The sequence below is a fragment of the Streptomyces sp. NPDC054887 genome, assembly GCF_053610585.1.
Genome location: NZ_JBSGYQ010000001.1, coordinates 270,710 through 294,470, shown reverse-complemented (window position 1 = coordinate 294,470; position 23,761 = coordinate 270,710). Strand labels below are relative to the sequence as shown.

Annotated in this window: 21 protein-coding genes and 4 tRNA genes; 11 read left to right on the top strand and 14 right to left on the bottom strand. The window is 71.5% G+C overall.

Translation table 11 applies throughout. The features are described from left to right. Positions 1–155: 155 nt before the first annotated feature. From ACWGH0_RS01390 to ACWGH0_RS01370, 5 genes are all read right to left on the bottom strand, one after another. Complete coding sequence (locus ACWGH0_RS01390; RefSeq protein WP_453402032.1) at positions 156–2,273, bottom strand: DEAD/DEAH box helicase; 2,118 nt, start codon at positions 2,271–2,273, stop codon at positions 156–158. 226 nt (positions 2,274–2,499) lie between these two features. Continuing rightward, positions 2,500–3,015 carry a hypothetical protein gene (locus ACWGH0_RS01385; RefSeq protein WP_453402065.1) on the bottom strand — a complete coding sequence of 172 codons (516 nt, stop codon included), beginning with the start codon at positions 3,013–3,015 and terminating at the stop codon, positions 2,500–2,502. Positions 3,016–3,286: 271 nt separating this feature from the next. After that, entirely contained in the window at positions 3,287–3,649 is a 363-nt protein-coding gene (locus tag ACWGH0_RS01380; protein ID WP_453402031.1) for a fluoride efflux transporter FluC, read from the bottom strand. Next, positions 3,646–4,032 carry a fluoride efflux transporter FluC gene (locus tag ACWGH0_RS01375; protein WP_453402064.1) on the bottom strand — a complete coding sequence of 129 codons (387 nt, stop codon included), beginning with the start codon at positions 4,030–4,032 and terminating at the stop codon, positions 3,646–3,648. The genes ACWGH0_RS01380 and ACWGH0_RS01375 overlap by 4 nt, the downstream gene beginning before the upstream one ends. Positions 4,033–4,118: 86 nt before the next feature. After that, positions 4,119–4,481: a metallopeptidase family protein gene (locus ACWGH0_RS01370; protein WP_189716198.1), complete on the bottom strand. Its 363-nt coding sequence runs from the start codon at positions 4,479–4,481 to the stop codon at positions 4,119–4,121. Positions 4,482–4,568: 87 nt separating this feature from the next. Here ACWGH0_RS01370 and ACWGH0_RS01365 point away from each other — a divergent pair, with 87 nt between their 5' ends. The 4 genes from ACWGH0_RS01365 (at position 4,569) to ACWGH0_RS01350 (ending at position 6,478) form a co-directional block, all read left to right on the top strand. Continuing rightward, complete coding sequence (locus ACWGH0_RS01365) at positions 4,569–6,113, top strand: metallophosphoesterase family protein (protein ID WP_453402030.1); 1,545 nt, start codon at positions 4,569–4,571, stop codon at positions 6,111–6,113. A gap of 79 nt (positions 6,114–6,192) precedes the next feature. Then, positions 6,193–6,265, top strand: a tRNA-Glu gene (locus tag ACWGH0_RS01360). Between the two features lie 39 nt (positions 6,266–6,304). Further along, a tRNA-Asp gene (locus ACWGH0_RS01355) sits at positions 6,305–6,379 on the top strand. A 22-nt stretch (positions 6,380–6,401) separates the two neighbouring features. Beyond that, positions 6,402–6,478: transfer RNA gene (locus ACWGH0_RS01350), tRNA-Phe, on the top strand. A 37-nt stretch (positions 6,479–6,515) separates the two neighbouring features. Here the strand turns inward: ACWGH0_RS01350 and ACWGH0_RS01345 are convergent. The 3 genes from ACWGH0_RS01345 to ACWGH0_RS01335 all read right to left on the bottom strand — a co-directional run bounded on the left by ACWGH0_RS01345 (position 6,516) and on the right by ACWGH0_RS01335 (position 8,440). Further along, on the bottom strand, positions 6,516–7,349 hold the full coding sequence (locus ACWGH0_RS01345; RefSeq protein ID WP_453402029.1) for a cytochrome c biogenesis CcdA family protein: 834 nt from the start codon (positions 7,347–7,349) through the stop codon (positions 6,516–6,518). Next, positions 7,346–8,104 (bottom strand): DsbA family protein, encoded by a 759-nt coding sequence (locus tag ACWGH0_RS01340; protein ID WP_453402028.1) that lies wholly within the window; start codon positions 8,102–8,104, stop codon positions 7,346–7,348. Before ACWGH0_RS01340 ends, ACWGH0_RS01345 begins: the two co-directional genes overlap by 4 nt. 162 nt (positions 8,105–8,266) lie before the next feature. Further along, positions 8,267–8,440, bottom strand: a complete 174-nt coding sequence (locus ACWGH0_RS01335) for a hypothetical protein (protein WP_453402027.1) — start codon at positions 8,438–8,440, stop codon at positions 8,267–8,269. A gap of 768 nt (positions 8,441–9,208) precedes the next feature. Here ACWGH0_RS01335 and hrpA point away from each other — a divergent pair. The 3 genes from hrpA to ACWGH0_RS01320 all read left to right on the top strand — a co-directional run bounded on the left by hrpA (position 9,209) and on the right by ACWGH0_RS01320 (position 13,704). Further along, positions 9,209–13,129, top strand: coding sequence for an ATP-dependent RNA helicase HrpA (hrpA, locus tag ACWGH0_RS01330; RefSeq protein WP_453402026.1), 3,921 nt, complete (start codon positions 9,209–9,211; stop codon positions 13,127–13,129). Positions 13,130–13,221: 92 nt separating this feature from the next. Further along, a tRNA-Asp gene (locus tag ACWGH0_RS01325) sits at positions 13,222–13,296 on the top strand. 126 nt (positions 13,297–13,422) lie between these two features. Continuing rightward, positions 13,423–13,704, top strand: a complete 282-nt coding sequence (locus tag ACWGH0_RS01320; RefSeq protein WP_453402025.1) for a DUF6274 family protein — start codon at positions 13,423–13,425, stop codon at positions 13,702–13,704. A gap of 377 nt (positions 13,705–14,081) precedes the next feature. Here ACWGH0_RS01320 and bldC read toward each other — a convergent pair whose 3' ends face one another. After that, on the bottom strand, positions 14,082–14,288 hold the full coding sequence (gene bldC, locus ACWGH0_RS01315) for a developmental transcriptional regulator BldC (protein ID WP_003949541.1): 207 nt from the start codon (positions 14,286–14,288) through the stop codon (positions 14,082–14,084). 470 nt (positions 14,289–14,758) lie between these two features. Beyond that, positions 14,759–15,610 carry a hypothetical protein gene (locus ACWGH0_RS01310; protein WP_453402024.1) on the bottom strand — a complete coding sequence of 284 codons (852 nt, stop codon included), beginning with the start codon at positions 15,608–15,610 and terminating at the stop codon, positions 14,759–14,761. A 197-nt stretch (positions 15,611–15,807) separates the two neighbouring features. Here ACWGH0_RS01310 and ACWGH0_RS01305 point away from each other — a divergent pair, with 197 nt between their 5' ends. Next, complete coding sequence (locus tag ACWGH0_RS01305) at positions 15,808–16,890, top strand: Leu/Phe/Val dehydrogenase (RefSeq protein WP_453402023.1); 1,083 nt, start codon at positions 15,808–15,810, stop codon at positions 16,888–16,890. Between the two features lie 289 nt (positions 16,891–17,179). After that, on the top strand, positions 17,180–17,440 hold the full coding sequence (locus tag ACWGH0_RS01300) for a DUF3073 domain-containing protein (RefSeq protein WP_069928096.1): 261 nt from the start codon (positions 17,180–17,182) through the stop codon (positions 17,438–17,440). Positions 17,441–17,538: 98 nt separating this feature from the next. On the opposite strand, the gene purM is transcribed toward ACWGH0_RS01300, so the two are convergent. Both purM and purF read right to left on the bottom strand, forming a co-directional pair. After that, positions 17,539–18,639 (bottom strand): phosphoribosylformylglycinamidine cyclo-ligase, encoded by a 1,101-nt coding sequence (gene purM / locus ACWGH0_RS01295; RefSeq protein ID WP_453402022.1) that lies wholly within the window; start codon positions 18,637–18,639, stop codon positions 17,539–17,541. Between the two features lie 33 nt (positions 18,640–18,672). Continuing rightward, positions 18,673–20,196 carry an amidophosphoribosyltransferase gene (gene purF, locus ACWGH0_RS01290; RefSeq protein ID WP_453402021.1) on the bottom strand — a complete coding sequence of 508 codons (1,524 nt, stop codon included), beginning with the start codon at positions 20,194–20,196 and terminating at the stop codon, positions 18,673–18,675. A 115-nt stretch (positions 20,197–20,311) separates the two neighbouring features. Between purF and ACWGH0_RS01285 the strand changes: the two genes are divergently transcribed. Together ACWGH0_RS01285 and ACWGH0_RS01280 are read left to right on the top strand one after the other, a co-directional pair. Beyond that, the gene (locus ACWGH0_RS01285) at positions 20,312–20,404 is read left to right on the top strand and encodes a putative leader peptide (protein WP_453402020.1); all 93 of its coding nucleotides are present in this window, start codon (positions 20,312–20,314) and stop codon (positions 20,402–20,404) included. Between the two features lie 387 nt (positions 20,405–20,791). Then, positions 20,792–21,886 carry a hypothetical protein gene (locus ACWGH0_RS01280; RefSeq protein ID WP_453402019.1) on the top strand — a complete coding sequence of 365 codons (1,095 nt, stop codon included), beginning with the start codon at positions 20,792–20,794 and terminating at the stop codon, positions 21,884–21,886. 102 nt (positions 21,887–21,988) lie between these two features. On the opposite strand, the gene ACWGH0_RS01275 is transcribed toward ACWGH0_RS01280, so the two are convergent. Next, complete coding sequence (locus ACWGH0_RS01275; RefSeq protein WP_453402018.1) at positions 21,989–22,825, bottom strand: META domain-containing protein; 837 nt, start codon at positions 22,823–22,825, stop codon at positions 21,989–21,991. Positions 22,826–22,873: 48 nt separating this feature from the next. After that, positions 22,874–23,671 carry a putative protein N(5)-glutamine methyltransferase gene (locus tag ACWGH0_RS01270; RefSeq protein ID WP_453402017.1) on the bottom strand — a complete coding sequence of 266 codons (798 nt, stop codon included), beginning with the start codon at positions 23,669–23,671 and terminating at the stop codon, positions 22,874–22,876. Positions 23,672–23,761: the final 90 nt, after the last annotated feature.

Genomic DNA, 23,761 nt, shown 5'->3' with positions numbered 1-23,761 from the left:
TCGAGCCACGCCCCCCGGCAGTGCTCCCCCATGCAAGTGCGCGGAGCGTAACAGCAGTTACGTGTGTGACGAAAGGGAAAAGAAAAGCGGGCCCGTTCGTGAAGAACGGGCCCGCTTCGCAGGTCGGCGGTCACGCCGACCGGTTGATCAGGGGATCAGCTGCGCTTCCAGCGCGGCTTGTCGTCGCGGCGGCCGAAGGAGCCGGTCGCCGTGCCGGTGCCGCGGTGGTCGTCACGACGGCCCTGCGGGCGGTCGTGGCCGGAACGGAAGCCGCCGCCGGTGGCCGGACGGTCGTCACGACGGTCGCGGTTGAACGGACGGTCGGCGCCGCCGGAGCGGAAGCCGCCACCGGTGGCCGGGCGGTCGTCACGGCGCTGGAAGCCGCCACGGTCGCCACCGCGGTCGTCACGGCGGTCGTTGTCGCGGCGGAAGCCACCGCCGCGGTTGTCGTCACGACGCTCGAACGGACGGCCACCACGGTCGCCACCCGCCGGACGGTCGTCACGGCGCTGGAAACCACCGCGCTCGCCACCACGGTCGTCACGGCGCTGGAAGCCGCCACGGTCGCCACCGCGGTCGTCGCGGCGGAAGCCACCACGGTCACCGCCGCGGTCTCCGCCACGGTCGTCACGGCGCTGGTAGTTGCCGCGGTCGTCACGGCGGTCCGGGACCTGCGCCGGCACGGCGGCTGCGGCCTCGGCGGCCGCGAGCTCCGCCTCGGCGGCCTTCGCCATCTCGGCGACGGCCTCGTCCGGGTCCTCGCCGCGCTCGCGCGCCGCACGGGCGACAAGGCGGTCGGCCTCCTCGCGGAGCTCGGTCGCACGGCGCTGGACGCGCTCCAGCTCACGGGTGAGCTCCTTGGCCTCGCGCTCCGCCTGCTTGGCGGCGTTGTTCGCGGAGTCGGCCTGGACCTCGGTCAGCGAGCGGGCGCCGGTGATCTCGGCGACCTCCGGCTCGAACGCGCCCGCGCCGCCGACGATGTGGCGCGAGGCGTCGACGCCCGCGTCCTCCATGAGGCGGAAGATCTGGCGGCGCTGGTGCGGCAGGGAGAGCGAGACCACGACGCCCGACTTGCCGGCGCGGGCGGTACGGCCCGAGCGGTGCAGGTAGTCCTTGTGGTCACCGGCCGGGTCGACGTTCAGGACCAGGTCGATGCCGTCGACGTGGATGCCGCGAGCGGCGACGTCGGTGGCGACCAGGGCGTTGACGTAGCCCTTCTTGAAGTCTTCGAGGACGCGCGTACGGGCGCCCTGCGTCATGCCGCCGTGCAGCGCGTCGGCCTTGACGCCCGAGTCCTGGAGCTGCTCGGCGATGCGGTCCGCGCCCAGCTGGGTGCGGACGAAGATGATCGTGCGGCCCTTGCGGGCGGCGATCGCGGCCGTGACCGGCGCCTTGTCCTTCGGCTTCACGACGAGGACGTGGTGGGTCATGGTCGAGACGTTGCCCTGGGCGCTGTCGACCTCGTGGGTGACCGGGTTGGTCAGGTAGCGCTTGACCAGCGTGCTGATCTCGTTCTCCATGGTGGCGGAGAAGAGCATGCGCTGGCCGCCGCCGGGGATCTGGTCGAGCAGCTCGGTGACCTCGGGCAGGAAGCCCAGGTCGGACATCTGGTCGGCCTCGTCGAGGACGGCGACCTGGACGTTCTCGAGCGACGCGGCGCCCCGGTTGAGGAGGTCGCGCAGACGGCCCGGGGTGGCGACGAGGACGTCGACGCCACGCTCCAGGGCGTAGATCTGGTTGCTCATGGACGTACCGCCGCAGACGACCTTCATCTTCAGGCCGAGTACGTCGCCGTAGGGCTGAAGCGCGTCCGCGACCTGCATCGCGAGCTCACGCGTCGGGGTCAGGATGATCGCGCGGGGCTTCTTCTTCTCGGTGTGACCGCCGGCCAGCTGGGCCAGGGTCGGCAGACCGAAGGAGAGCGTCTTGCCGGAGCCGGTACGGCCGCGGCCGAGGATGTCCTTGCCGGCCAGGGCGTCCGGGATGGTCGCGGCCTGGATCGGGAAGGGGCTGGTGACACCGTTCTGCGCCAGCTTGCGGACGACACCGTCCGGCAGGCCCAGGGAGGCGAAGGTCACGGAGGGCTCGGTGTTCTCGTCGGCCTCGTCGGCCTCGATCGCGTCGGCGCTCTCGGCGAGCTCGGTGCTGTCGGCGAGCTCGGCGGTGTCGGCGGGGGCCTCGGTGATGACCTCGGCGGCCTCGATGACGTCGGCGGCCTCTACGACCGTCTCGTTCTCGGGCATGGCGGTGCGGTCAGTGCTGGAAATGGACATACGAAATGCGAAACCTCTCGGAGTCTCGGCACGCGCCCAAACTCCGTGAAATCGCAAATCAATCGCAAATCGACCGCCTCAGTGCGGTCAGTCACGGTAAGGGAGAGTACGCGCCACGGGGCGCTCCAGGTCCTCGTTCTTTACGAGAACTCAATGGCGCCGGGCAATGGGATCAAACGATCTATAACCATACGCACCCTCCCCCCCTTCTGGCAAACCGGGGTCGCTACACCGGCCCCACCTGCGGCGATGCCTCCGGTTCGCGTCGCAGTTCGCGCCGCTGCCCCATCGCCGCCGTCTGCGTGTCCGCCGCCGGCGATGCCGAGGGCGGCGGCGGGGTCGGCTCCGTCTCGGACGGCTCCGGGGGCGGCGGCTCGGTGGCCGGGGGCGGCTCGGGAGGCTCCGGGGGCTGCGTCGGCGCCGGCGTGTCGTGACTCGGCGCCGGGACACCGGGGCGCGGCGGCTTCGGCCGGGGGTGTCCGCCCCGGGGCAGGGCCTCGCGGCTCTTCGAGGGCGCGGCCGAGACACCGGGCGACGCGCCGGGGCTCTTCTTCGGATCGTCCCGCGCCTTGTCGTCCTTCGCCTTCCTGCCGCCGCCGCGGTCCTCCTGGACCCGTCCGCTCGTACGGCCGATCCCGGTCCCGGTCTGCGCCCGGCCGCCGTCGTGCTCCGCCGCCGCCGCCTCCCGCCCGGCCGCCGAACGGGACGGCGCCGGCTTGCCTCCCTCGTCGCTCACGCTCATGCAGCCTGCGGAGGCGGCGACCGCGAGGACGGCGGCGGCGAATCTGGCTGGGGCCAATCGGACAGGCGGGGGCAACTGGCGCACGAGCGGCACCTCCGGGGCACGGCGGGCGGGTTTCACTGCCCAACTCCCTTTGGCCCACAAGGGACACGCAAGGTTGACGGCGGAGAACGCCCGGGCGGCCCGCGGCGAAGGCGCCCGTGGCCGCCGGCCGCCCCGAGGACCACGGCCCTCCACGGGCCCGCCGGGCCCGACCGCCCCCGAACCGGCCCTACGCCGCGAGCCCCTGCCCGAGCGCGCACCCCAGGAAGACCGCGCCGAGCCCCACCAGGAGCGAACCGCCCGCATTGGCCAGCGCGAACAGCCACCGGCCCCGCTCGGCCAGTCGCAGCGTCTCGTAGCTGAAGGTGGAGTACGTCGAGAGTGCCCCGCACAGCCCGGTCCCCAGCAGCGCGTACGTCCCCGAGGACACCACCGCCCCCGTCAGCACCCCCAGCACCAGGCTCGCCCCCGCGTTGACCGCGAACGTCCCCCAGGGGAACTCCGAGTCGTGCCGCTCCTGCACCGCGCGGTCCGTCAGGTACCGCAGCGGCGCCCCGACGGCCGCCCCCACCGCCACCAGCAGCCAGCTCACGAGGGCGCCCCGGCCCCGCCCACGGCCGCCCGCGTCACCGCCACCCCGGCCCACACCGCGCCCAGCGCCCCCGCGAGCGTCCCGGCGGCGTACGCCGCGGCGGTGAGCGCCTGCCCCCGCTCCAGCAGCCGGGCCACGTCCGCGGCGTACGTCGAGAAGGTCGTGAAGCCGCCGAGGACGCCGACCCCGAGGAACGGCCGGACCAAGGCGTGCCCCCGGCCCCGCTCGGCCAGCAGCACCATCAGCACGCCGATCAGCGCGCAGCCCAGCACGTTGACGCCGAGGGTCGTCCACACGCTCCCCGGCCAGAGCACCGCCGCCCCGTGCCGCCCCAGCGCGCCCAGCACCCCGCCGGCCGAGACCGCGCCGAGCACCCGCCACATGCCGCGCCCGGCGGTCTCGGCGCGCTGGGCGGGCACCCGCAGGTCGACATCGGGGTCGACGGCGTCACCGGGGCCGGGCGCCCCGCTCACCCGTACCCCAGCGCGTGCAGCCTCTCGTCGTCGATCCCGAAGTGGTGCGCCACCTCGTGGACGACGGTGATCTCCGTCTCGGCGACGACGTCCTCCCGGGACTCGCACATCCGCAGGGTCGGCCCCCGGTAGATCGTGATCCGGTCCGGCAGCACCCCGGCGTACCACTCGCCACGGTCCGTCAGGGGCGTTCCCTCGTACAGCCCGAGCAGGTCGGGGCCGTGGTCGGGGTGGTCGGCCGGCGGCTCGTCCTCCACGAACACCGCGACGTTGTCCATCAGCCGCGTCAGTTCCGGCGGGATCCTGTCCAGCGCCTCGGCGACCAGTTCCTCGAACTCCTCACGCGTCATCTCCAGCACCCGGCCATTGTCACGTAATTCCGCGCGTCGGGGTGGGGCCGGTGGCCGCCGGGCATGGGCGCGGTCCCGTGCGGGCATACGGGACCAATGGCCCGCGCTCCCTTTCGTGCCACGCTGACCCGTCTGCGACACCACTACCGCTCCCGTGACACCGCCCCCACCAGCACTCTCGTACAGACCCCGCACCCCTACGCCCGGGTGCTCGGTCTCGCCGCCGTGGTGCTGTGCGGCGCGTGGCTCGGCCTGCTGATCGTCGGCAGTGTCCGTACTCCGGTCGGTCCGATGGACACGACCATGACGCTCCGCGCGTCCGCCGCCGGCGGCACGAAGATCAACGTCTCGCCGCTGGGCGCCCTCGAACTCGACACCCACACCGCTCCCCTGCGCCTGGACGTGGACGTCGACCAGCTCGACCCGGCCCGCTCCCAGGCCCTCGTCGCACACCCCGAACGCCTCTCCGGCCTCCAGGAGGAGGTCACCCGGGACGTCGCCGACGGCGCCACCGAGCTGGCCGTCCGCTCCTGCGTCGCCGTGGTGTCCGGCGCCACCGCCCTCGGCCTCGCCGTCTACCGCCGCCCGCGCCGCGCCCTCGCGGCGGGCGGTCTCGCGCTGGCCCTGCTGACGGCGTCGGCCGTCAGCGCGTACGCCACCTGGAACCCGAAGTCGGTCCTGGAGCCGAAGTTCTCCGGCCTGCTGTCCTCCGCGCCCTCGGTCGTTGGCAACGCGCGCAGCATCGTGAGCGAGTTCGACGTCTACCAGAAGGAGCTGGCGCGCCTGGTCACCAACGTGACGAAGCTGTACGACGCCACCTCGACGCTGCCCACCTACCAGCCTGACCCGGCGACGATGCGGGTCCTGCACGTCTCGGACATCCATCTCAACCCGGCGTCCTGGCACATCGTCGGCTCGCTCGTCGAGCAGTACGACATCGACCTGATCATCGACTCCGGCGACACCATGGACCACGGCAGCGCCGCCGAGAACGGCTTCCTCGACCCGATCTCCGACCTGGGAGCGCCGTACGTCTGGGTCCGGGGCAACCACGACTCGCTCGCCACCCAGGACTACCTCGAAGGGCTCAAGAACGTCCACGTGCTCGACGAGGGCCGGGCGGTCACCGTGGCGGGCATCCGGGTGGCCGGCACCGGCGACCCGCAGTTCACCCCGGACCGCTCGGTCGAGGCGCAGGGCGACCCGGCCGAACGCATGGCCGGAATACGCCTCGCCTCCGCCCTGCGCGACCAGCGGCGCGCCGGTACGCCGGTCGACATCGCGGTGGCGCACAACCCGGTCGCGGCCCGCGAGACGGACGGCACCGTCCCGCTCGTCCTGGCAGGGCACGTGCACAACCGCAGGACGCAGGTGCTCAAGCACGGCACCCGCCTCAAGATCGAGGGCTCGACGGGCGGCGGCGGCCTGCGCGCGCTCCAGAACGACGAGCCGGAGAAGGTGCGTACGTCGGTGCTCTATCTGGACCGTTCGACCAAGCGGCTACAGGCGTGGGACGAGGTCACGCTGGGGGGCCTGGGCCTGACGACGGCCGAGGTCAGCCGCCGTCTCCCGGAGGAGAACCGGCCGGGCGCCCCCACCTCGGGGACCCCGTCCGCCACGCCGCCCCGGCCCTCCCCGTAAACCGTTTTGGCGAACGGTCCCGCCATCCCATATGCTTCTCACGTCCCCGACGCGCTGCAAAGCGCCCAGGCGGGCTCTAGCCCTCATCGTCTAGTGGCCCAGGACGCCGCCCTTTCAAGGCGGTAGCACGGGTTCGAATCCCGTTGGGGGCACGCACAACCGTGTGCGAGACTTGTTCTCGCACCACGCTTGGTCCTGTGGAGCAGTTTGGAGTGCTCGCCACCCTGTCAAGGTGGAGGCCGCGGGTTCAAATCCCGTCAGGACCGCTGCGGATCGCGAGATCCGAGTGGCTGGGTAGCTCAGTTGGTACGAGCGATCGCCTGAAAAGCGATAGGTCGCCGGTTCGATCCCGGCCCCAGCCACCACTTGGAAGGCCCCCGTCCGGTGGACGGGGGCCTTTCGTCATCCCTCCTCGGGCGCCTTGCGGCGGCGGGTGCGCACGGCCAGTGCCACGCCCACCACCGCCACCACGCCGGTCAGGAGCACCGCGTCGGGCACGGACGCGCCGAGGCCGCTCACCCACTCCTCGACGGCGAACGAGTCGTCCACGTCCAGCACGCCGGGCAGCGCCGTCGTTCCGTCGAACACGAGGAAGAGCGTGCCGAGGGCGATGAAGAAGAGGCCCGACAGCAGGGACGTGGTGTGCAGCTCGAAGCGCCCCACCGTGAACGCCCGCCCCCGCAGCCACTGCCGCCTCCCCAGCTCGAACCGCTCCCAGAGCAGCGCGAGCAGGAACAGCGGGACGGCCATGCCCAGCGCGTAGACGGCCAGCAGCAGTCCGCCGTACACCGGGCTGCCGCTGAGGGCCGCGACCGTCAGGACGCTGCCGAGGATGGGGCCCGCGCAGAAGCCGGCGAGGCCGTAGACGGCCCCGAGCGCGTAGACGGAGACCCCCGTCGTGGGCCTGATCCGGCCCGAGAGCGCGGCGGCACGGCGGGACGCGAAGCCCATGCCGAGGATCTGGGCCGCCCCGAGCGCGACGATCAGCCAGCCGCCTGCGAGGACGAGCTGGTCGCGGTGCCCGTAGAACAGCCGTCCGGCGTACGAGCCGGCCGCGCCCAGCGGCACGAGGGTGGTGGCCAGGCCGGCGTAGAAGATGCCGGTCCTGGCGGTCAGCCGTGACGTCGAATCGATCGAGTACGCGAAGAAGGCGGGGAGCAGCAGTGCGCTGCACGGGCTGAGCAGGGCGAGCAGCCCGCCGAGGAAGGCGGCGAGATAGCCGATGTCGGCGCTCACCGGCCCGCCTTCGCGTCCTTCGTGGCCTTCGCCGCCGCCTCGATCGCCTGCGTGAACGTCCCGGCGGGCTGGGCGCCGGCAATCGGCCTGCCATTGACCAGGAAGGACGGTGTGGAGGTGGCGCCCAGCCGGTACGCCTCCTCCTGGTCCGCCTTCACGGCCTCGGCGGCGGCCCCGCTGCCGGCGTCCCGGGTGAAGCGGGCGATGTCCTTCACCCCGGCCTCCTCGGCCAGTGCCTCGAGCCGCGCCTGGCCGAAGCCCTTCTCCTTGGCGCCCTCGGCGTACGCGGCCGCGTGGAACTGCCAGAAGCGGCCCTGCCGGCCGGCCGCCCACGCGGCGCGGGCCGCCGCGTCGGACTCCTTGCCGAAGATCGGGTAGTTGCGCCACTCGATGCGCAGGGTGCCGTCCTCGACGTACTTCTTCACGAGGGCCGGCTCGGTGTCCCGGGCGAACTTCCCGCAGTAGCCGCACTTGAAGTCGGCGTACTCGATCAGCACGACGGGCGCGTCGGTCCGGCCCTGCGCGAGCGGGTCGTCCCGGTCGCGGCGGGCGAGCTTGGCCAGCTCGGGGTAGAGCCCGGCCTGCGGGTCGGCGGAGACCTCGGCGGCGGCCCCGTCGCCGGATCCGCCGGGCTTGGTGGCGGTGTAGGAGACGACGCCGAGGAGGACGGCGGCAGCGGCGACGGCCGCGCCGACGGCGATGCCCCGGCCGGCGGACTTCTTGGTTCCGGGGGACGTGCGGGGTGCGGAGGTCATGGGTGTCTCAGGGCTCCTGTACGGAATGCGGTAGGCGGAAGTGAGGGGTGCGGGGCGGTGGCGTGACCGTGCCCGCGCGCAGCGCGATCCGGCCCCTGCGCCGTTCGGGACGTACGGGCGTCCCGGGCCGGCGGCGGGTGGGACGAGGGCCGCGGGCGCGGCCTAGACCCGCAGGACGGAGAGGTCTATCGGGGTCGGCGGGGTCGGGGGCGGCGGCCGGTGACCCGGCGCGAGCCGCATGACCAGGCCCTCGGCGCCCCAGGAACCGGAGCCGGCCCACGCCTGGTGCAGGCCGCCCGGCAGCTCGTACGCCGCCCCTTGGCGCGGCGGCACCATGGGCTCGCTCCCGGCGGCGCGGCGCCCGTCACGGCAGCCGGGCCCCTGACGACCGCCGGACGGCGAGCCGGCGGCCGGAAGTGCGGCCGAGTCGGTGCCGGTGGCCGCGACCGCAGGCGCGGCCGTATCCCCGGCGGACGCCGCAGCCCTTTCGGACACCCGCGCCGGCACGAGAACGGACGCCGTGACCGGGACCGTGGTCGGCTCCGGAACAGGACCCGGCGCGGAAGCCGCAACCGGGACCATGGACGACTCCGGACCGGGGCCCGGCGGGGAAGCCGCAACCGGGACCGTAGGCCGTCCCGCAAGGGGACCGGGCGCGGACGCCGCATCGGATCCGGACATCCCCGCCGACGTGACAACCGGCGCCGCGGCCGCGGCCGTGGGCGACACCGAGAACGCGCCCGGTGCGGACACCGACGCCGGACCGGACCCGGAAGCCGACGCAGGGCCGGCGGCGGACACCGGACCGGCGGCGGACACCGCGCCCGTGCCCGGAGCGCGAGCGGGAGCCGGCGCCTGCCCGGCAGACGGACCGACGCCTCCCGCCTCCGCGCACAGCACCAGGAGCATCAGCAGCACCAGGGCAGGCAGTGCGCCCAGCAGCCCACTCGGGGTCGCCGCACCGCGGCGCCGGCGGCTGACCTGGGGCATCGGCTCGGGATCTCCTGTGTGGGGACGTCCGCCACAGCGTAAAGGCTCCCCCGGCCGCGCCCCGCGGAAATCGGTTCGCCAGTCGCGACCGGCGGGTGAGATCCTGAATCAGGTATGTCTACTTCCTTCGCCGACCTCCAGACCGTGCTCGGAGGGCTGCCGCTGCGCGACGCCCACCGGCTCGGCCGCCGTCTCGACGGCGCCCGTCGCATCCGCAAGCCCGAGGCCCGCCAGGCCGTACTGGACGAAATCGCCGCCGAGGCGGAGAAGTCCGCCGCCCGCCTGGCGCAGCGTGCTGCCCAGATGCCCGAGATCACGTATCCGGAGTCGTTGCCGGTCAGCCAGCGCAAGGACGACATCGCCGAGGCGATACGCGACCACCAGGTCGTGATCGTGGCGGGCGAGACCGGCTCCGGCAAGACGACGCAGATCCCCAAGATCTGCATGGAGCTCGGCCGTGGCGTGAAGGGCATGATCGGCCACACCCAGCCCCGCCGCATCGCCGCCCGCACCGTCGCCGAACGCATCGCGGACGAGTTGAAGACCCCGCTCGGCGAGGCGGTCGGCTGGAAGGTCCGGTTCACCGATCAGGTCAATCCGGACGCGACCTTCGTCAAGCTCATGACGGACGGCATCCTGCTCGCCGAGATCCAGACGGACCGCGAGCTGCGCGAGTACGACACGATCATCATCGACGAGGCCCACGAGCGGTCGCTCAACATCGACTTCCTCCTCGGCTACCTCGCCCAGCTGCTGCCCCGGCGCCCGGACCTCAAGGTCGTCATCACCTCCGCGACCATCGACCCCGAGCGCTTCTCGCGCCACTTCGGCGACGCGCCGATCGTCGAGGTCAGCGGCCGTACGTACCCCGTCGAGGTCCGCTACCGTCCCCTCCTCGAAGAGGAGGGCGACGACTCCGACCGCGACCAGATCACCGCCATCGCGGACGCGGTCGACGAGCTCCAGGCCGAGGGGCCGGGCGACATCCTGGTCTTCCTCTCCGGCGAGCGGGAGATCCGCGACACCGCCGACGCGCTCAACAAGAGGAACCTCCGCCACACCGAGGTCCTCCCCCTGTACGCGCGCCTGTCGCACGCCGAGCAGCACCGCGTCTTCCAGCGCCACACGGGCCGCCGGATCGTCCTCGCCACCAACGTCGCGGAGACCTCGCTCACCGTCCCCGGCATCAAGTACGTGATCGATCCGGGCACCGCCCGCATCTCCCGCTACAGCCACCGCACCAAGGTGCAGCGCCTGCCGATCGAGCGGATCAGCCAGGCCAGCGCCAACCAGCGCAAGGGCCGCTGCGGCCGTACGTCCGACGGCATCTGCATCCGGCTGTACGCCGAGGACGACTTCCTCACCCGCCCCGAGTTCACCGACGCCGAGATCCTGCGCACGAACCTCGCGTCCGTCATCCTCCAGATGACCGCCGCCGGTCTCGGCGACATCGAGAAGTTCCCCTTCATCGACCCGCCGGACCACCGCAACATCCGCGACGGCGTCCAGCTCCTCCAGGAGCTCGGAGCGCTCGATCCGGCCGAGAAGGACCCGAAGAAGCGGCTCACCGAGCAGGGCCGCAAGCTGGCCCAGCTCCCCGTCGACCCCCGGCTGGCCCGCATGGTGCTGGAGGCCGACAAGAACGGCTGCGTGCGCGAGGTCATGGTGATCGCCTCCGCGCTCTCCATCCAGGACCCGCGCGAGCGCCCCTCCGAGAAGCAGCAGCAGGCGGACCAGCAGCACGCCCGCTTCAAGGACGAGACGTCGGACTTCCTCGCCTATCTCAACCTCTGGCGGTACGTCCGGGAGCAGCAGAAGGAGCGCGGCTCCTCCAGCTTCCGGCGGATGTGCAAGTCGGAGTATCTGAACTTTCTGCGCATTCGCGAATGGCAGGACATCTACACCCAGCTGCGGTCGGTCGCGAAGCAGATGGGCATACACGTCAACGAGGACGACGCGCCCGAGCTGTCCGTGCACCAGTCCCTGCTGGCCGGACTGCTCTCCCACATCGGGCTGAAGGACACCGAGAAGAACGAGTACCTCGGGGCCCGCAGCGCCAAGTTCGCGATCTTCCCCGGCTCGGCGCTGTTCAAGAAGCAGCCCCGTTTCATCATGTCCGCGGAGCTGGTCGAAACGTCACGCCTGTGGGCGCGGGTCAACGCGAGGATCGAACCGGAGTGGATCGAACCGCTCGCCCAGCACCTCATCAGGCGCACGTACAGCGAGCCGCACTGGGAGAAGGACCAGGCGGCCGTCATGGCGTACGAGCGGGTGACGCTGTACGGCGTGCCGATCGTCGCCCAGCGCAAGGTGAACTACGGCCGGATCGACCCGGAGACGAGCCGCGACCTTTTCATTCGCAACGCCCTGGTCGAGGGTGACTGGCGTACCCACCACAAGTTCTACGCGGACAACCGCAAGCTCCTCACCGAGGTCGAGGAGCTGGAGCACCGGGCCCGCCGCCGCGACATCCTGGTGGACGACGAGACGCTCTTCGACTTCTACGACAAGCGCATCCCCGAACACGTCGTCTCGGGGGCGCACTTCGACTCGTGGTGGAAGCACAAGAAGCGCGAGGAGCCCGAACTCCTCGACTTCGAGCGCGAGATGCTCATCAACGAGAAGGCCGGGGCGGTCACCAAGGACGACTACCCCGACTCCTGGCGGCAGGGGAAGCTCAAGTTCCGGGTGACCTACCAGTTCGAGCCGGGCGCGGACGCGGACGGCGTGACCGTCCACATCCCGCTCCAGGTGCTCAACCAGGTCACCTCCGAGGGCTTCGACTGGCAGATCCCGGGCCTGCGCCAGGAGGTCGTGACCGAGCTGATCCGCTCGCTGCCCAAGCCGATCCGCCGGCACTACGTCCCGGCCCCGGACTACGCGCGCAAGTTCCTCGACCGCGCCGTGCCGCTCCAGGAGCCGCTGCCGCTCACGCTCGCGCGCGAGCTGAAGCGGATGGTCGGCGTCCCCGTCGAGGCCGACGACTTCGACCTCTCCCGCGTCCCGGACCACTTGAAGATCACGTTCCGGATCGTCGACGAACGCCGCAGGAACCTGGCCGAGGACAAGGACCTGGAGGCGCTGCGCCTCAAGCTGCGCCCCAAGGCCCGTCAGGCCCTCTCCAAGGCCGCCGCGGCGACCGCGGGCCCCGCGGGCGAGTCCGTCGAACGTACGGGCCTCACGGACTGGTCCTTCGGCACGCTCAGCCGCGTCTTCGAGACCCGCAGGGCCGGGCAGCCGGTCCGGGCGTACCCGGCGCTCGTGGACGAGGGCGGGAGCGTCGCCGTACGGCTCTTCGACACCGAGGCCGAGCAGCAGCAGGCGATGTGGCTCGGCACGCGGCGGCTCGTCCTGCTGAACATCCCGGTCAACCCGGCGAAGTTCGCCTCGGACAAGCTGAGCAACCAGCAGAAGCTGGCCCTCTCCCGCAATCCGCACGGCTCGATCCAGGCGCTCTTCGAGGACTGCGCGACGGCCGCCGCCGACAAGCTGATCGCGGACCACGGCGGTCCGGCCTGGGACGAGGAGTCGTTCCGGAAGCTGTACGACAAGGTCCGCGCCGACCTGGTGGACACGACCGTGCGCACGGTGAACCAGGTCCAGCAGATCCTGGCGGCCTGGCAGGCGTGCGAGCGCCGGCTGAAGGCGACGAACAGCCTGGCGCTGGTGAACAACCTCGCCGACGTACGCGACCAGCTGGCGTTCCTCGTGCCGCCCGGTTTCGTGACGAAGACGGGGCTGCGCCGGCTGCCCGACCTGATGCGCTATCTCGTCGCGGTCGACCGCAGGCTCCAGCAGATGCCGACGGCCGTCCAGCGCGACACCACGCGCATGGAGAAGGTCCACGAGATGCAGGACGAGTACGCCTGGCTGCTGGAGCAGCTGCCGCAGGGCAGGCCCGTGCCGCGCGAGGTGCTGGACATCCGCTGGATGATCGAGGAGCTGCGGGTGAGCTACTTCGCGCACGCCCTGGGGACGGCCCAGCCGGTCTCGGACAAGCGGATCGTGAAGGCGATCGACGCGGCGGCGCCGTAACTCCTCCGTCGCCTTGAGTGAGTTCGCCCGCACCCCCTGACCTGCTGTACAGTCTGTCTTCGCAGCGCAACGCGGTACGGCGCGGCAAGCAAGGTCCTGTGGAGCAGTTTGGAGTGCTCGCCACCCTGTCAAGGTGGAGGCCGCGGGTTCAAATCCCGTCAGGACCGCACGGTAGGAAGCAGTAAGAAGGCCCGGATCCCAAGGATCCGGGCCTTCTTGCGTCTTGACTGCGTCATCTGCCACCGGTACCCAGGCATCAGGGCAACGGGGGGCCCTCACCCGGGAGGTGACGCATGGCGGCATCAACGGCCAGGCACGAGACGCGCGCACTGCTGCGCGCCCATCTGGCGGCCTCGACGGGCTACCGGCACATCACACGGCACTGTCCCATCTGCCACCGGCTCCTGCGGCTCGCCATGGAGCCGGAACCGGCGCAGCCGCCGAGGGCCGGGCAGGACGGCGAGAGGGAGCCGGCCGCGGACGCCGGGACCACCGGGACCACCGGGCATACCGAATGCACGGAGTGCGCCGAGCACCCGGGACACACCGAGCACACCGGAACGCCGGACGCCTGAACCCCTATCGCCGGTGGGCCGCGCATGCACAAGAGCCGGGCCATGTGACGGGTGTCACCCGATCAGTTTTGGGAACGAGTGGACTTACACCCTCCCTACAACCGGCCAATTTAATATGTGCAATTGCACCCCCTTGAGGGGACTGTCGCACCCCTCCGGGAAAGCCGGCGGATCGCAGGTCAGAGCGGCCCCCGCAGCCCTGTACGGGCACAAAAAAGATCGCGCTGGACCCGGCGGAGTCCAGCGCGATCGACGACGCACCCGTCCTGCATGGATGTGGCGCCTGTTGGGGCAGACGCCTGTCGTGTGGTGCTCAGGTGGGCGTCCGGGTTGGGGGACCCGGAGGAATGCCCGGTAAAGCGGGGTTATGCGGTTGTTCAGGCCTCGCTGCGCTGCTGCGGAATACCCGCAAGCAGTGCGCGGACCTCAGCCTCGCGGTAACGCCGGTGTCCACCAAGCGTGCGGATGGACGTGAGCTTGCCTGCCTTGGCCCAGCGCGTAACCGTCTTCGGGTCCACGCGGAACATCGTGGCAACCTCAGCCGGGGTCAGCAGCGGCTCGGCGTCAGGGGTGCGAGCGGTCATGAGCGGCCTCCTCGGGAGAACCGAACCATCACGGTTCTTTCCTCTAAATTCTGCACCTTGACCCGCGTTGCCCGAAATGGCGGACGCGGGCCGAGTCGGTTATAGGACGAACGGCTTGTCCTCGGCACTACAACTACACCATCCGTCCAGCCACGTCGGCCAAACCGATGGAATTGCCCTCCCAGGTGTTCATCAGCGACGAAGCCGATGGACCATGCCATAGCGGACAGTCACGTCACAGTGACGATCAGTCACAGAGCGATCAGGAGCCACCAGACCCCCCATAGCGCGCAATACCGAGCTAATCCGCCCTTAGTTGGACGGAAGGAGCCCTCACCGGACTCCTTGTCCTATTTTGGCATGAGGATGGGCGATGGGCGCAAGAGCCCGCTTAGTGCTGTCCGTCACGCTTGAGGCAAAGGCCCGGATCAGGACCTACGTCCCGGCCGCCTGGAGCCGCCCGTACGCCCTCAGTTCGCGAACTGGCGCTCGCGCACCACGCGCCACCGCTCCGTGAGCCGCCCGTACGCCTCACCGGCCGCCACGCCGTCCCCCGCCCGCAGCGCCGCGATCCCCTCGGCCACGTCCGCGGCGGAGTGGTCCCCGGCCAGATGTTCCTCGGGAAGTACGTACGCCAGGCCGCCGTAGTCCAGCTCGACCAGTGAACGCGGGTGGAATTCCTCCAGCCAGCGCCCCACGTCCACCAGGCCCTCGACGAGCGGTCCCCCGGCCTCCGCGTCCAGATGCTCCCGCAGCGCCTTCAGGGCCCGCGCCACCCGCCGCCTCGCCTGGGCCATCGGCGTCCGGTAGCGCAGTACGGGGGCCGCCTCGCCCTCGGCCTTCGCGTACTCCCGCTCCTCGCCCGCGAAGAGCGCGAACCAGAGCACCGGCACGTGCCAGGCCGAGCTCCTGATCCACGGACGCGCGTCCGGGTTGCGCTCCAGCCAGCGCTCGAAGTCGGCGGCGGCCTGCCGGCGCACCAGCGGCGGCAGCGCCGCGTCGAGCAGCGGCTCCGGGAAGAGGCCGGGCAGCTCCTCCAGCGCCAGCCACCCGCGCAGCCGCGTCCGCCACGGACACACGCACACCACCCCGTCCACCTCGGTCACGAACGCGTCGCCGCTCTCGTGCACCGGCACCGGCACGGGCGGAGTGGGCAGCAAGTCCGCGAGGGAGCGCCGCACTTCGTCCTGGGCGGTGGGCAGCCGCTCGCGCTGCGCGTACCGCGTCCAGTGCTCGCGTTCGGGCTCGGGGAAGGCGGCCAGCGGTTCGTACACCCGCAGACAGGAGACGTACGGGACGATCACCGAAGACTCCTGGGCCACGCGCGCTCCTCAGTCGGACCGGAAAAAACCTGAAGGAACCGGAAGGAAACCGGAGGGAAATCGTCCCACGCGTACTCCGCCAGGGGGTGATCCCCGGCACTGCCGCCCGCACACGGCCCGCCAGGTCTTACTCTCTTGCCCACCGGCCCTCCCCACCCGCAGGAGGGCGAAGCGCCTCGTACTTGGGAGTCACCACCGTGACCGACGTATCCGACGGCGTCCTGCACACCCTGTTCCGATCGGAACAGGGCGGCCACGAGCAAGTCGTGCTGTGCCAGGACCGTGCCAGCGGCCTCAAGGCCGTCATCGCCATCCACTCCACCGCTCTGGGCCCGGCCCTCGGCGGCACGCGCTTCTACCCGTACGCGAGCGAGGAGGAGGCCGTCGCCGACGCGCTGAACCTCGCCCGCGGGATGTCGTACAAGAACGCCATGGCCGGACTCGACCACGGCGGCGGCAAGGCCGTGATCATCGGTGACCCGGACACCCTCAAGAGCGAGGAACTGCTCCTCGCGTACGGCCGGTTCGTGAACTCCCTCGGCGGCCGTTACGTGACCGCCTGCGACGTCGGCACGTACGTCGCCGACATGGACGTGGTCGCCCGCGAGACCCGCTGGGCCACCGGCCGCTCCCCCGAGAACGGCGGCGCCGGCGACTCGTCCGTGCTCACCGCCTTCGGCGTCTTTCAGGGCATGCGGGCCTCGGCCCAGCACCTGTGGGGGGACCCGACGCTGCGCGGCCGCAGGATCGGCGTCGCGGGCGTCGGCAAGGTCGGCCACTACCTCGTCGAGCACCTCCTGGAGGACGGCGCCGAAGTCGTGATCACCGACGTCCGCGAGGAGTCGGTACGCCGCGTGACCGACCGCCACCCGGGCGTCACCGTCGTCGCGGACACCGAGGCGCTGATCCGCGTCGAGGGGCTCGACATCTACGCTCCGTGCGCCCTCGGCGGCGCGCTGAACGACGGGAGCGTCGCGGCGCTCACGGCGAAGGTGGTGTGCGGCGCGGCCAACAACCAGCTCGCCCACCCCGGCGTCGAGAAGGACCTCGCCGACCGCGGGATCCTCTACGCGCCCGACTACGTGGTGAACGCGGGCGGCGTGATCCAGGTCGCCGACGAGCTGCGCGGCTTCGACTTCGACCGGTGCAAGGTGCAGGCCGCGAAGATCTTCGACACCACGCTGGCAATATTCGCACGTGCGAAGACGGACGGCATTCCGCCGGCCGCGGCGGCCGACAGGATCGCCGAGCAGAGGATGGCCGAGGCGCGCCGGAGCTGACCGGTGGGGCGGGTCGGCCGGCCGGCGGCGGGACATGAGGAGACAAGACTCACCCCCGTCGGCGGGTCGACCCGCCACAAGAGGTTAAAATCGCAGTTGACCAGCGAGGACAGGGCTCCTCGCGGGTTCTGTGCCGAGGCGTTGCATGCGGGCGGCGTACCGTATGGCCCCGGAAGCAGGTACCGTTGATGCCCTACGGACCGGTCTCTCCGAGGGGAGCCCGTTCCGAACCATGAACGCGTGTCAAGACTCTGGGGCCGTCGAGCCCCGTCACCGAGGGGGTCGAGCCATGGGGCGCGGCCGGGCAAAGGCCAAGCAGACTAAGGTCGCCCGCCAGCTGAAGTACAGCAGCGGCGGGACTGACCTGTCGCGTCTGGCCAACGAGCTGGGCGCTTCGACGACTTCGCAACAGCCGCCTAATGGCGAGCCGTTCGAGGACGACGACGAGGAAGACGACCCGTACGCACAGTACGCGGCGCAGTACAACGATGACGAGGACGAAGACTCGACGGAAGAGTCCGGTCCCTCGGCCCATCGTCGCGGCGCTTGACGTCCGTACACCTCGAACAGGCATCACACACGTGACCCGGTCCTGGGGCCTCGGCCCCGGACCGGGTTTCTGTGCTGCCATTGGCGACCGCGGCGCCGCTACTTCGCGTACGTGCCCGTGAGCGTCGCGCCCGTGGTGTGCTCTCCACGTTCGGTGATCTCTCCGGCGACCCAGGCTTCCACGCCCCGGTCGGCGAGCGTCGCCAGGGCCACGTCCACCGACTCCCCGGGGACGACGGCCATCATGCCGACACCCATGTTGAGGGTCTTCTCCAGCTCCAGCCGCTCGACCTGACCGGCGGTGCCGACCAGCTCGAAGACCGCGCCGGGGGTCCAGGTGGAGCGGTCGACCGTGGCGTGCAGGCCGTCCGGGATCACGCGGGCCAGGTTGTTCGCCAGGCCGCCGCCCGTGATGTGGCTGAAGGCGTGCACCTCGGCGGTGCGGGTGAGGGCCAGGCAGTCCAGCGAGTAGATCTTGGTGGGCTCCAGGAGCTCTTCGCCGAGCGTACGGCCGAACTCCTCGACCTCGCGGTCCAGCGACCAGCCGGCGCGGTCGAAGACCACGTGGCGCACCAGCGAGTACCCGTTCGAGTGAAGTCCGGAGGACGCCATGGCGATCACCGCGTCACCCTTACGGATACGGTCCGCGCCCAGCAGCCGGTCGTACTCCACCACGCCCGTGCCGGCGCCGGCGACGTCGAAGTCGTCCTCGCCCAGCAGGCCCGGGTGCTCGGCAGTCTCGCCACCGACCAGGGCGCAGCCGGCGAGGACACAGCCTTCGGCGATGCCCTTCACGATGGCCGCGACACGCTCGGGGTGGACCTTGCCGACACAGATGTAGTCGGTCATGAACAGCGGCTCGGCGCCGCAGACGACCAGGTCGTCGACGACCATGCCGACGAGGTCGTGGCCGATGGTGTCGTACACGCCCATCTTGCGGGCGAGGTCGACCTTCGTGCCGACGCCGTCGGTGGCGGAGGCCAGCACCGGACGCTCGTAGCGCTTGAGGGCGGAGGCGTCGAAGAGACCGGCGAAGCCGCCCAGGCCGCCGAGGCCCGCGACCTCGGCGCGCTGCGTCTTCTTCACCCACTCCTTCATGAGCTCCACGGCGCGGTCACCGGCTTCGATGTCGACGCCCGCGGCCGCGTAGCTGGCACCAGTGCCCGCGTGCGGAGCACGCCCAACAGATTCAGCAGACATGAGGAAGGTCTTTCGTGTCGTGAAAGGGGGGCGTTACGGGCGACGGAGCGCCTCGGCCGCGGCGTTCGCCGGGCCGGCCGCGAGCTCGGTCTCCAGAAGCTGCTTACCGAGCAGCTCGGGGTCCGGGAGCTCCATCGGGTACTCGCCGTCGAAGCAGGCGCGGCACAGGTTCGCCTTGGGGATGGTCGTCGACTCGATCATCCCGTCGATGGAGATGTACGAGAGCGAGTCGGCGCCGAGCGAGGTGCCGATCTCTTCGATCGTCATGCCGTTGGCGATCAGCTCGGCGCGGGTCGCGAAGTCGATGCCGAAGAAGCACGGCCACTTCACCGGCGGGGAGGAGATCCGGATGTGGATCTCGGCGGCGCCGGCCTCGCGGAGCATCTTGACCAGGGCGCGCTGGGTGTTGCCGCGGACGATCGAGTCGTCGACGACCACCAGGCGCTTGCCGCGGATGACTTCCTTGAGCGGGTTGAGCTTGAGACGGATGCCGAGCTGGCGGATCGTCTGCGAGGGCTGGATGAAGGTCCGGCCGACGTACGCGTTCTTGACGAGGCCCGAGCCGTACGGGATTCCGCTGGCCTCCGCGTAGCCGATGGCGGCGGGGGTGCCGGACTCGGGCGTCGCTATGACCAGGTCGGCCTCGACCGGGGCTTCCTTGGCGAGCCGGCGGCCCATCTCCACACGGGAGAGGTAGACGTTCCGGCCGGCGATGTCGGTGTCGGGGCGCGCCAGGTAGACGTACTCGAAGACACAGCCCTTGGGCTTCGCTTCCGCGAATCGCGAGGTGCGCAGGCCGTTCTCGTCGATGGCGAGCATCTCGCCCGGCTCGACCTCGCGGACGTACGCGGCGCCGCAGATGTCGAGGGCGGCGGACTCCGAGGCCACGACCCAGCCGCGCTCCAGCCGGCCGAGGACCAGTGGGCGGATGCCCTGCGGGTCGCGGGCGGCGTAGAGCGTGCCCTCGTCCATGAACACGAGGGAGAAGGCGCCCATGACCTCGGGGAGGATCTTGGCGGCGGCTTCCTCGATGGTGAGGGGCTTGCCGTCGTCGTCCGTCTGGCCGGCCAGCAGGGCGGTGACCAGGTCGGTGTCGTTGGTCGCGGCGACCTGGGTCGCGCGGCCGTTCTCCTTGGGGAGCTCGGCGACCATCTCGGCGAGCCTGGCCGTGTTGACCAGGTTGCCGTTGTGGCCCAGGGCGATCGATCCGTGCGCGGTGGCACGGAAGGTCGGCTGCGCGTTCTCCCACACCGATGCTCCGGTGGTGGAGTAGCGGGCATGACCGACCGCGATGTGGCCCTGGAGGGAGCCGAGGGAAGTTTCGTCGAAGACCTGCGAGACCAGTCCCATGTCCTTGAAGACCAGGATCTGGGACCCGTTGCTCACTGCGATGCCCGCGGACTCCTGTCCACGGTGCTGCAGGGCATACAGTCCGAAATAGGTGAGCTTGGCGACCTCTTCGCCGGGAGCCCAGACACCGAAGACGCCGCAAGCGTCCTGGGGGCCTTTCTCACCGGGGAGCAGGTCGTGGTTGAGTCGTCCATCACCACGAGGCACACCACCGAGTGTAGGCGAGATCGACCACTGGTCCGAATTGGGGATACGGGCCGCCGCCCGCATCGCGGACCCGGCGCTTGACAGGTGCGCGGTGTCTCCGTCAGGCTCCCGCCTCATGCAGCCCCTCGGTGACTTCCCGGTCACGCTTGTGGAGCGCCGCCACGTCGACCTGGTCCGTGTCGCGAGCGCCATCTGTCGCTGCGCGTAGGCGCGCTTCCCGCCGCGCCCCGTAGTTCACCTCTCTCCTCCGGCGCGCCCTCGCGCGCCGTTCTCCGCCTCCGGCCCGGCCCCGCCGCGCGCTGATCCGCGCCGTCACGGAGCCCGCCCGGTGTGCCCTTCATCACTGGAGACCCTGTGACCTCGCACGACCACAAGCTGTCCCGGCCGGCGGCGGAGCCCCGGACGGCTGGCCGAGCTGCGGGCCGCCTGGGAGCGGACGGACGCAGGGCTGCTGCCGTACGGAACGGGGTCCTGACCGAGCGGGGTCCTGACCGAACCGGGGCGTCGGGGGAGATTTCGCGGTTTAGCGTGTGCCGCGCGTGACCACGATCTCCTCCCCCACTGTTTTCGTTTCCCGGCGGAAGGAACCCCCCACATGCAGTCGACCTCCCGAGTCCGTCTGTCGGCCCTGGCCTGCGGCGTCGCACTGGCGTCGCTGGCGGCCCCCGCCGCCGGGGCCGTCGGGACGGCCGCCGACCGGCGCACCGTGCAGGTCGTGATGGTCAACTTCAGCGACAGCGCGTTCACCGACACGGTGAAGCTGAAGCCGGCCCTGGAATCCGCGTACTACGGGAAGAGCGGTTCCCTGACGTCGTACTACGACGAGATCACGCGCGGCGCGACGGCCTTCGCGCCGGCCGGCGCCGAGCAGGTCATCGGGCCCGTCACGCTCCCCATGGCCGCCGCCTGCGACAACGACCGGATCGCGGACGAGACGCAGAAGGCCCTGGCGGCGAAGGGCGTCGGAGAGAGCACGTACCACCACGTCTCGATCGTCTTTCCGAACGAGAAGGCCAAGTGCGAGTACGCCGGCCTCGGCACGGTCGGGGGCGGGAAGACCTGGATGCCGTCGCAGCACTTCTCGATCGACGCGCTGGTCCACGAGTTCGGCCACAACCTCGGGTACCACCACCAGAAGCGGCTGCGCTGCCCGGAAGGCGACCTGGGGGCCGGGTGCAAGGAGGACGGCGACAGCCACAAGTCGGTCATGGGCGGCGGCGGGGCGGCGGCCGGTCTGTCGGCGCCGGAGGTGATGCACAACAAGTGGCTCGCGGCCGGCGAACTGACCGACGTGACCACGTCCGGTACGTACACCCTGCGTCCGCTGCACGGCGGGGGCAGCGGCGTCCGCGCGCTGCGCGTCCCGCTCGGCGACAGGGACAAGCTCGTCGTGGAACTGCGGGCACGGGCGGGCTCGCTCGACGGGGCGCTCCGGGGCGTCCACGTCTACCGGGTCCTGGGGGACGACTACACGAGATCGGCGCTGATCGACCCGACGCCGGGCGAGGGGAAGGAGGCCGACGCGGACGCGCTCAAGGCCGGTACGGAACTGACCGACGCGGCGCGCAAGGTGTCGGTGAAGGTGGTGGCCTCGGGGGAGGCGGAGGCCACGGTCGCCGTGAGTCTGGCGGCGGCGGGGCCGGCGGCCGGTCCTGCGGCGCCGGCGGGGGGTGCCGCGCCCGGTCGGTGACGTGCCCTTGGGCGACTCCCGAGGAATCCGGCGAGCGGGGTGCCCGTCACCGGGCCGCGCGGCGGCCCGGCCCGGTGCCGTCCGCCCCGCGCCGCCCGCCCGCTACTTGGTGATCGCCATCGCGTCCAGGCCCTTGCCGTCCGCCCCGGTGAGGGACAGGCCGTTCTCGCGGATCTCGTACTTCGCGTCGCCCTCCAGCACCCGGAGCAGCGCCTCCTCGGTGTCCATCACCGGCGGCGGGCAGAGCTTCCGGGTCGTGGCGATCTTGGAGAACGTGATCGTGGAGCCGGACACCTTCGCCCGGCCCGAGACGTTGTTGCAGCCCAGGTTGCCGCCCACGGACCCGTCCTCGCCGAAGAACAGCTTCGCCTTGGCCGCCGCCGCCTCGGGCAGCGAACTCGTGGTGTCGCCGTCCCGCAGCGACTCCACGAGCCATTCCGTGCCCAGGAGCCGCGCGTCGGGCGCGGGCTTCGTCTCGGACAGGGCGATCGAGTCGCCGTCGGCCGTGGTGAGCGTCAGCCTGTCGTCCGCAACCTTGGCCTTGAGTTCTCCGGTGAACATGCGCTGGAGGTGCTGTTCGAACTTCGCGACGTTCTTCGGGCAGGCGATCTGGGTGACCGCGGCGGGCCCCACGGTGACCGTGTCGCCCTTGACCTTCACGTCCGCGCCGAAGCGGTTGCAGCCGGTGTGGCCCTCGGCCCGGCCCTTGCCTTCGTCGATCCGTACGGTGGCCTTCTCCGGAGCCGCCGTCTTCTTCCCGTCGACGGTCACGCCGTCGACGGTCCAGTCGATGCCGGACAACTGGAGGTCCGGCCGCACGGTGCCGTCCCTCCCGGCGTCCGACCCGGACTCCGTGCCGCAGGCGGCCAGGGTCAGGAGCGCGAGTACGGTGACGGCGCCGGTGAGGGGGCCGCAGATGCGGGTGCGCGACGTATCCATGGCGATGGGACGGAACCACTGGGGCATTCGGTTCCACTTCCCCGTTCCTCACCCGCCCGCCGGTTCCCTGGTCCCGATGACGACCGTGGCGTACAGCTCGTCGGAGGTGACGACCCGCGGGACGAGGCCGCCGCGTACGACGGTCTCCACGGCCCGGGACGCCTGGCGCTCGCTCGTCTCGAACAGCAGGTGACCGCCCGGAGCCAGCCAGCGCCCCGCCTCCGCGGTGACCCGCCGCAGGACGTCGAGCCCGTCCGCCCCGCCGTCGAGCGCGACGCGCGCCTCGTGGATACGGGCCTCCGGGGGCAGCAGCTCTATCTCGCCGGTCGGTACGTACGGCACGTTGGCCAGCAGTACGTCGACCCGCCCGCGCAGCGCCGCCCCGGGCAGCGGCGCGTACAGGTCGCCCTCGTACACCCGGCCGCCGACGGCGCGGACGTTGCGCCGGGCGCACCGCACTGCGGCGGGGTCCACGTCGGCGGCGTGCAGCTCCACCCGCTCCAGCGACGCGGCGAGCGCCGCGCCGAGCGCGCCCGACCCGCAGCACAGGTCGACCACGACGGCCCCCGCGGCGGCGAGGGTCAGAGCCTGCTGGACGAGGAACTCGGTGCGGCGGCGGGGGACGAAGACGCCGGGGTCCACGGCGAAGCGGCGGCCGAGGAACTCCGCCCAGCCGAGCACGTGTTCCAGGGGCAGCCCGTCCGTGCGGCGGTCGACCAGCGCGGAGAGGTGGGCGGCGTCGCGCGCGGCGGAGACGAGGAGATCCGCCTCGTCCTCGGCGAACACGCAGCCGGCGGCCCGGAGCCTGGTGACGACGGCGGAGGGGGAAAGCGGGGGGAGGGACATGGGAAGCCTTTCGGGACGCCGACGGGCGCTCCCTCGGTCCCGGAGTCCGGCTCCTACGTCCGGTGGACCGCGCGGTCGCGAGAGGGGAGC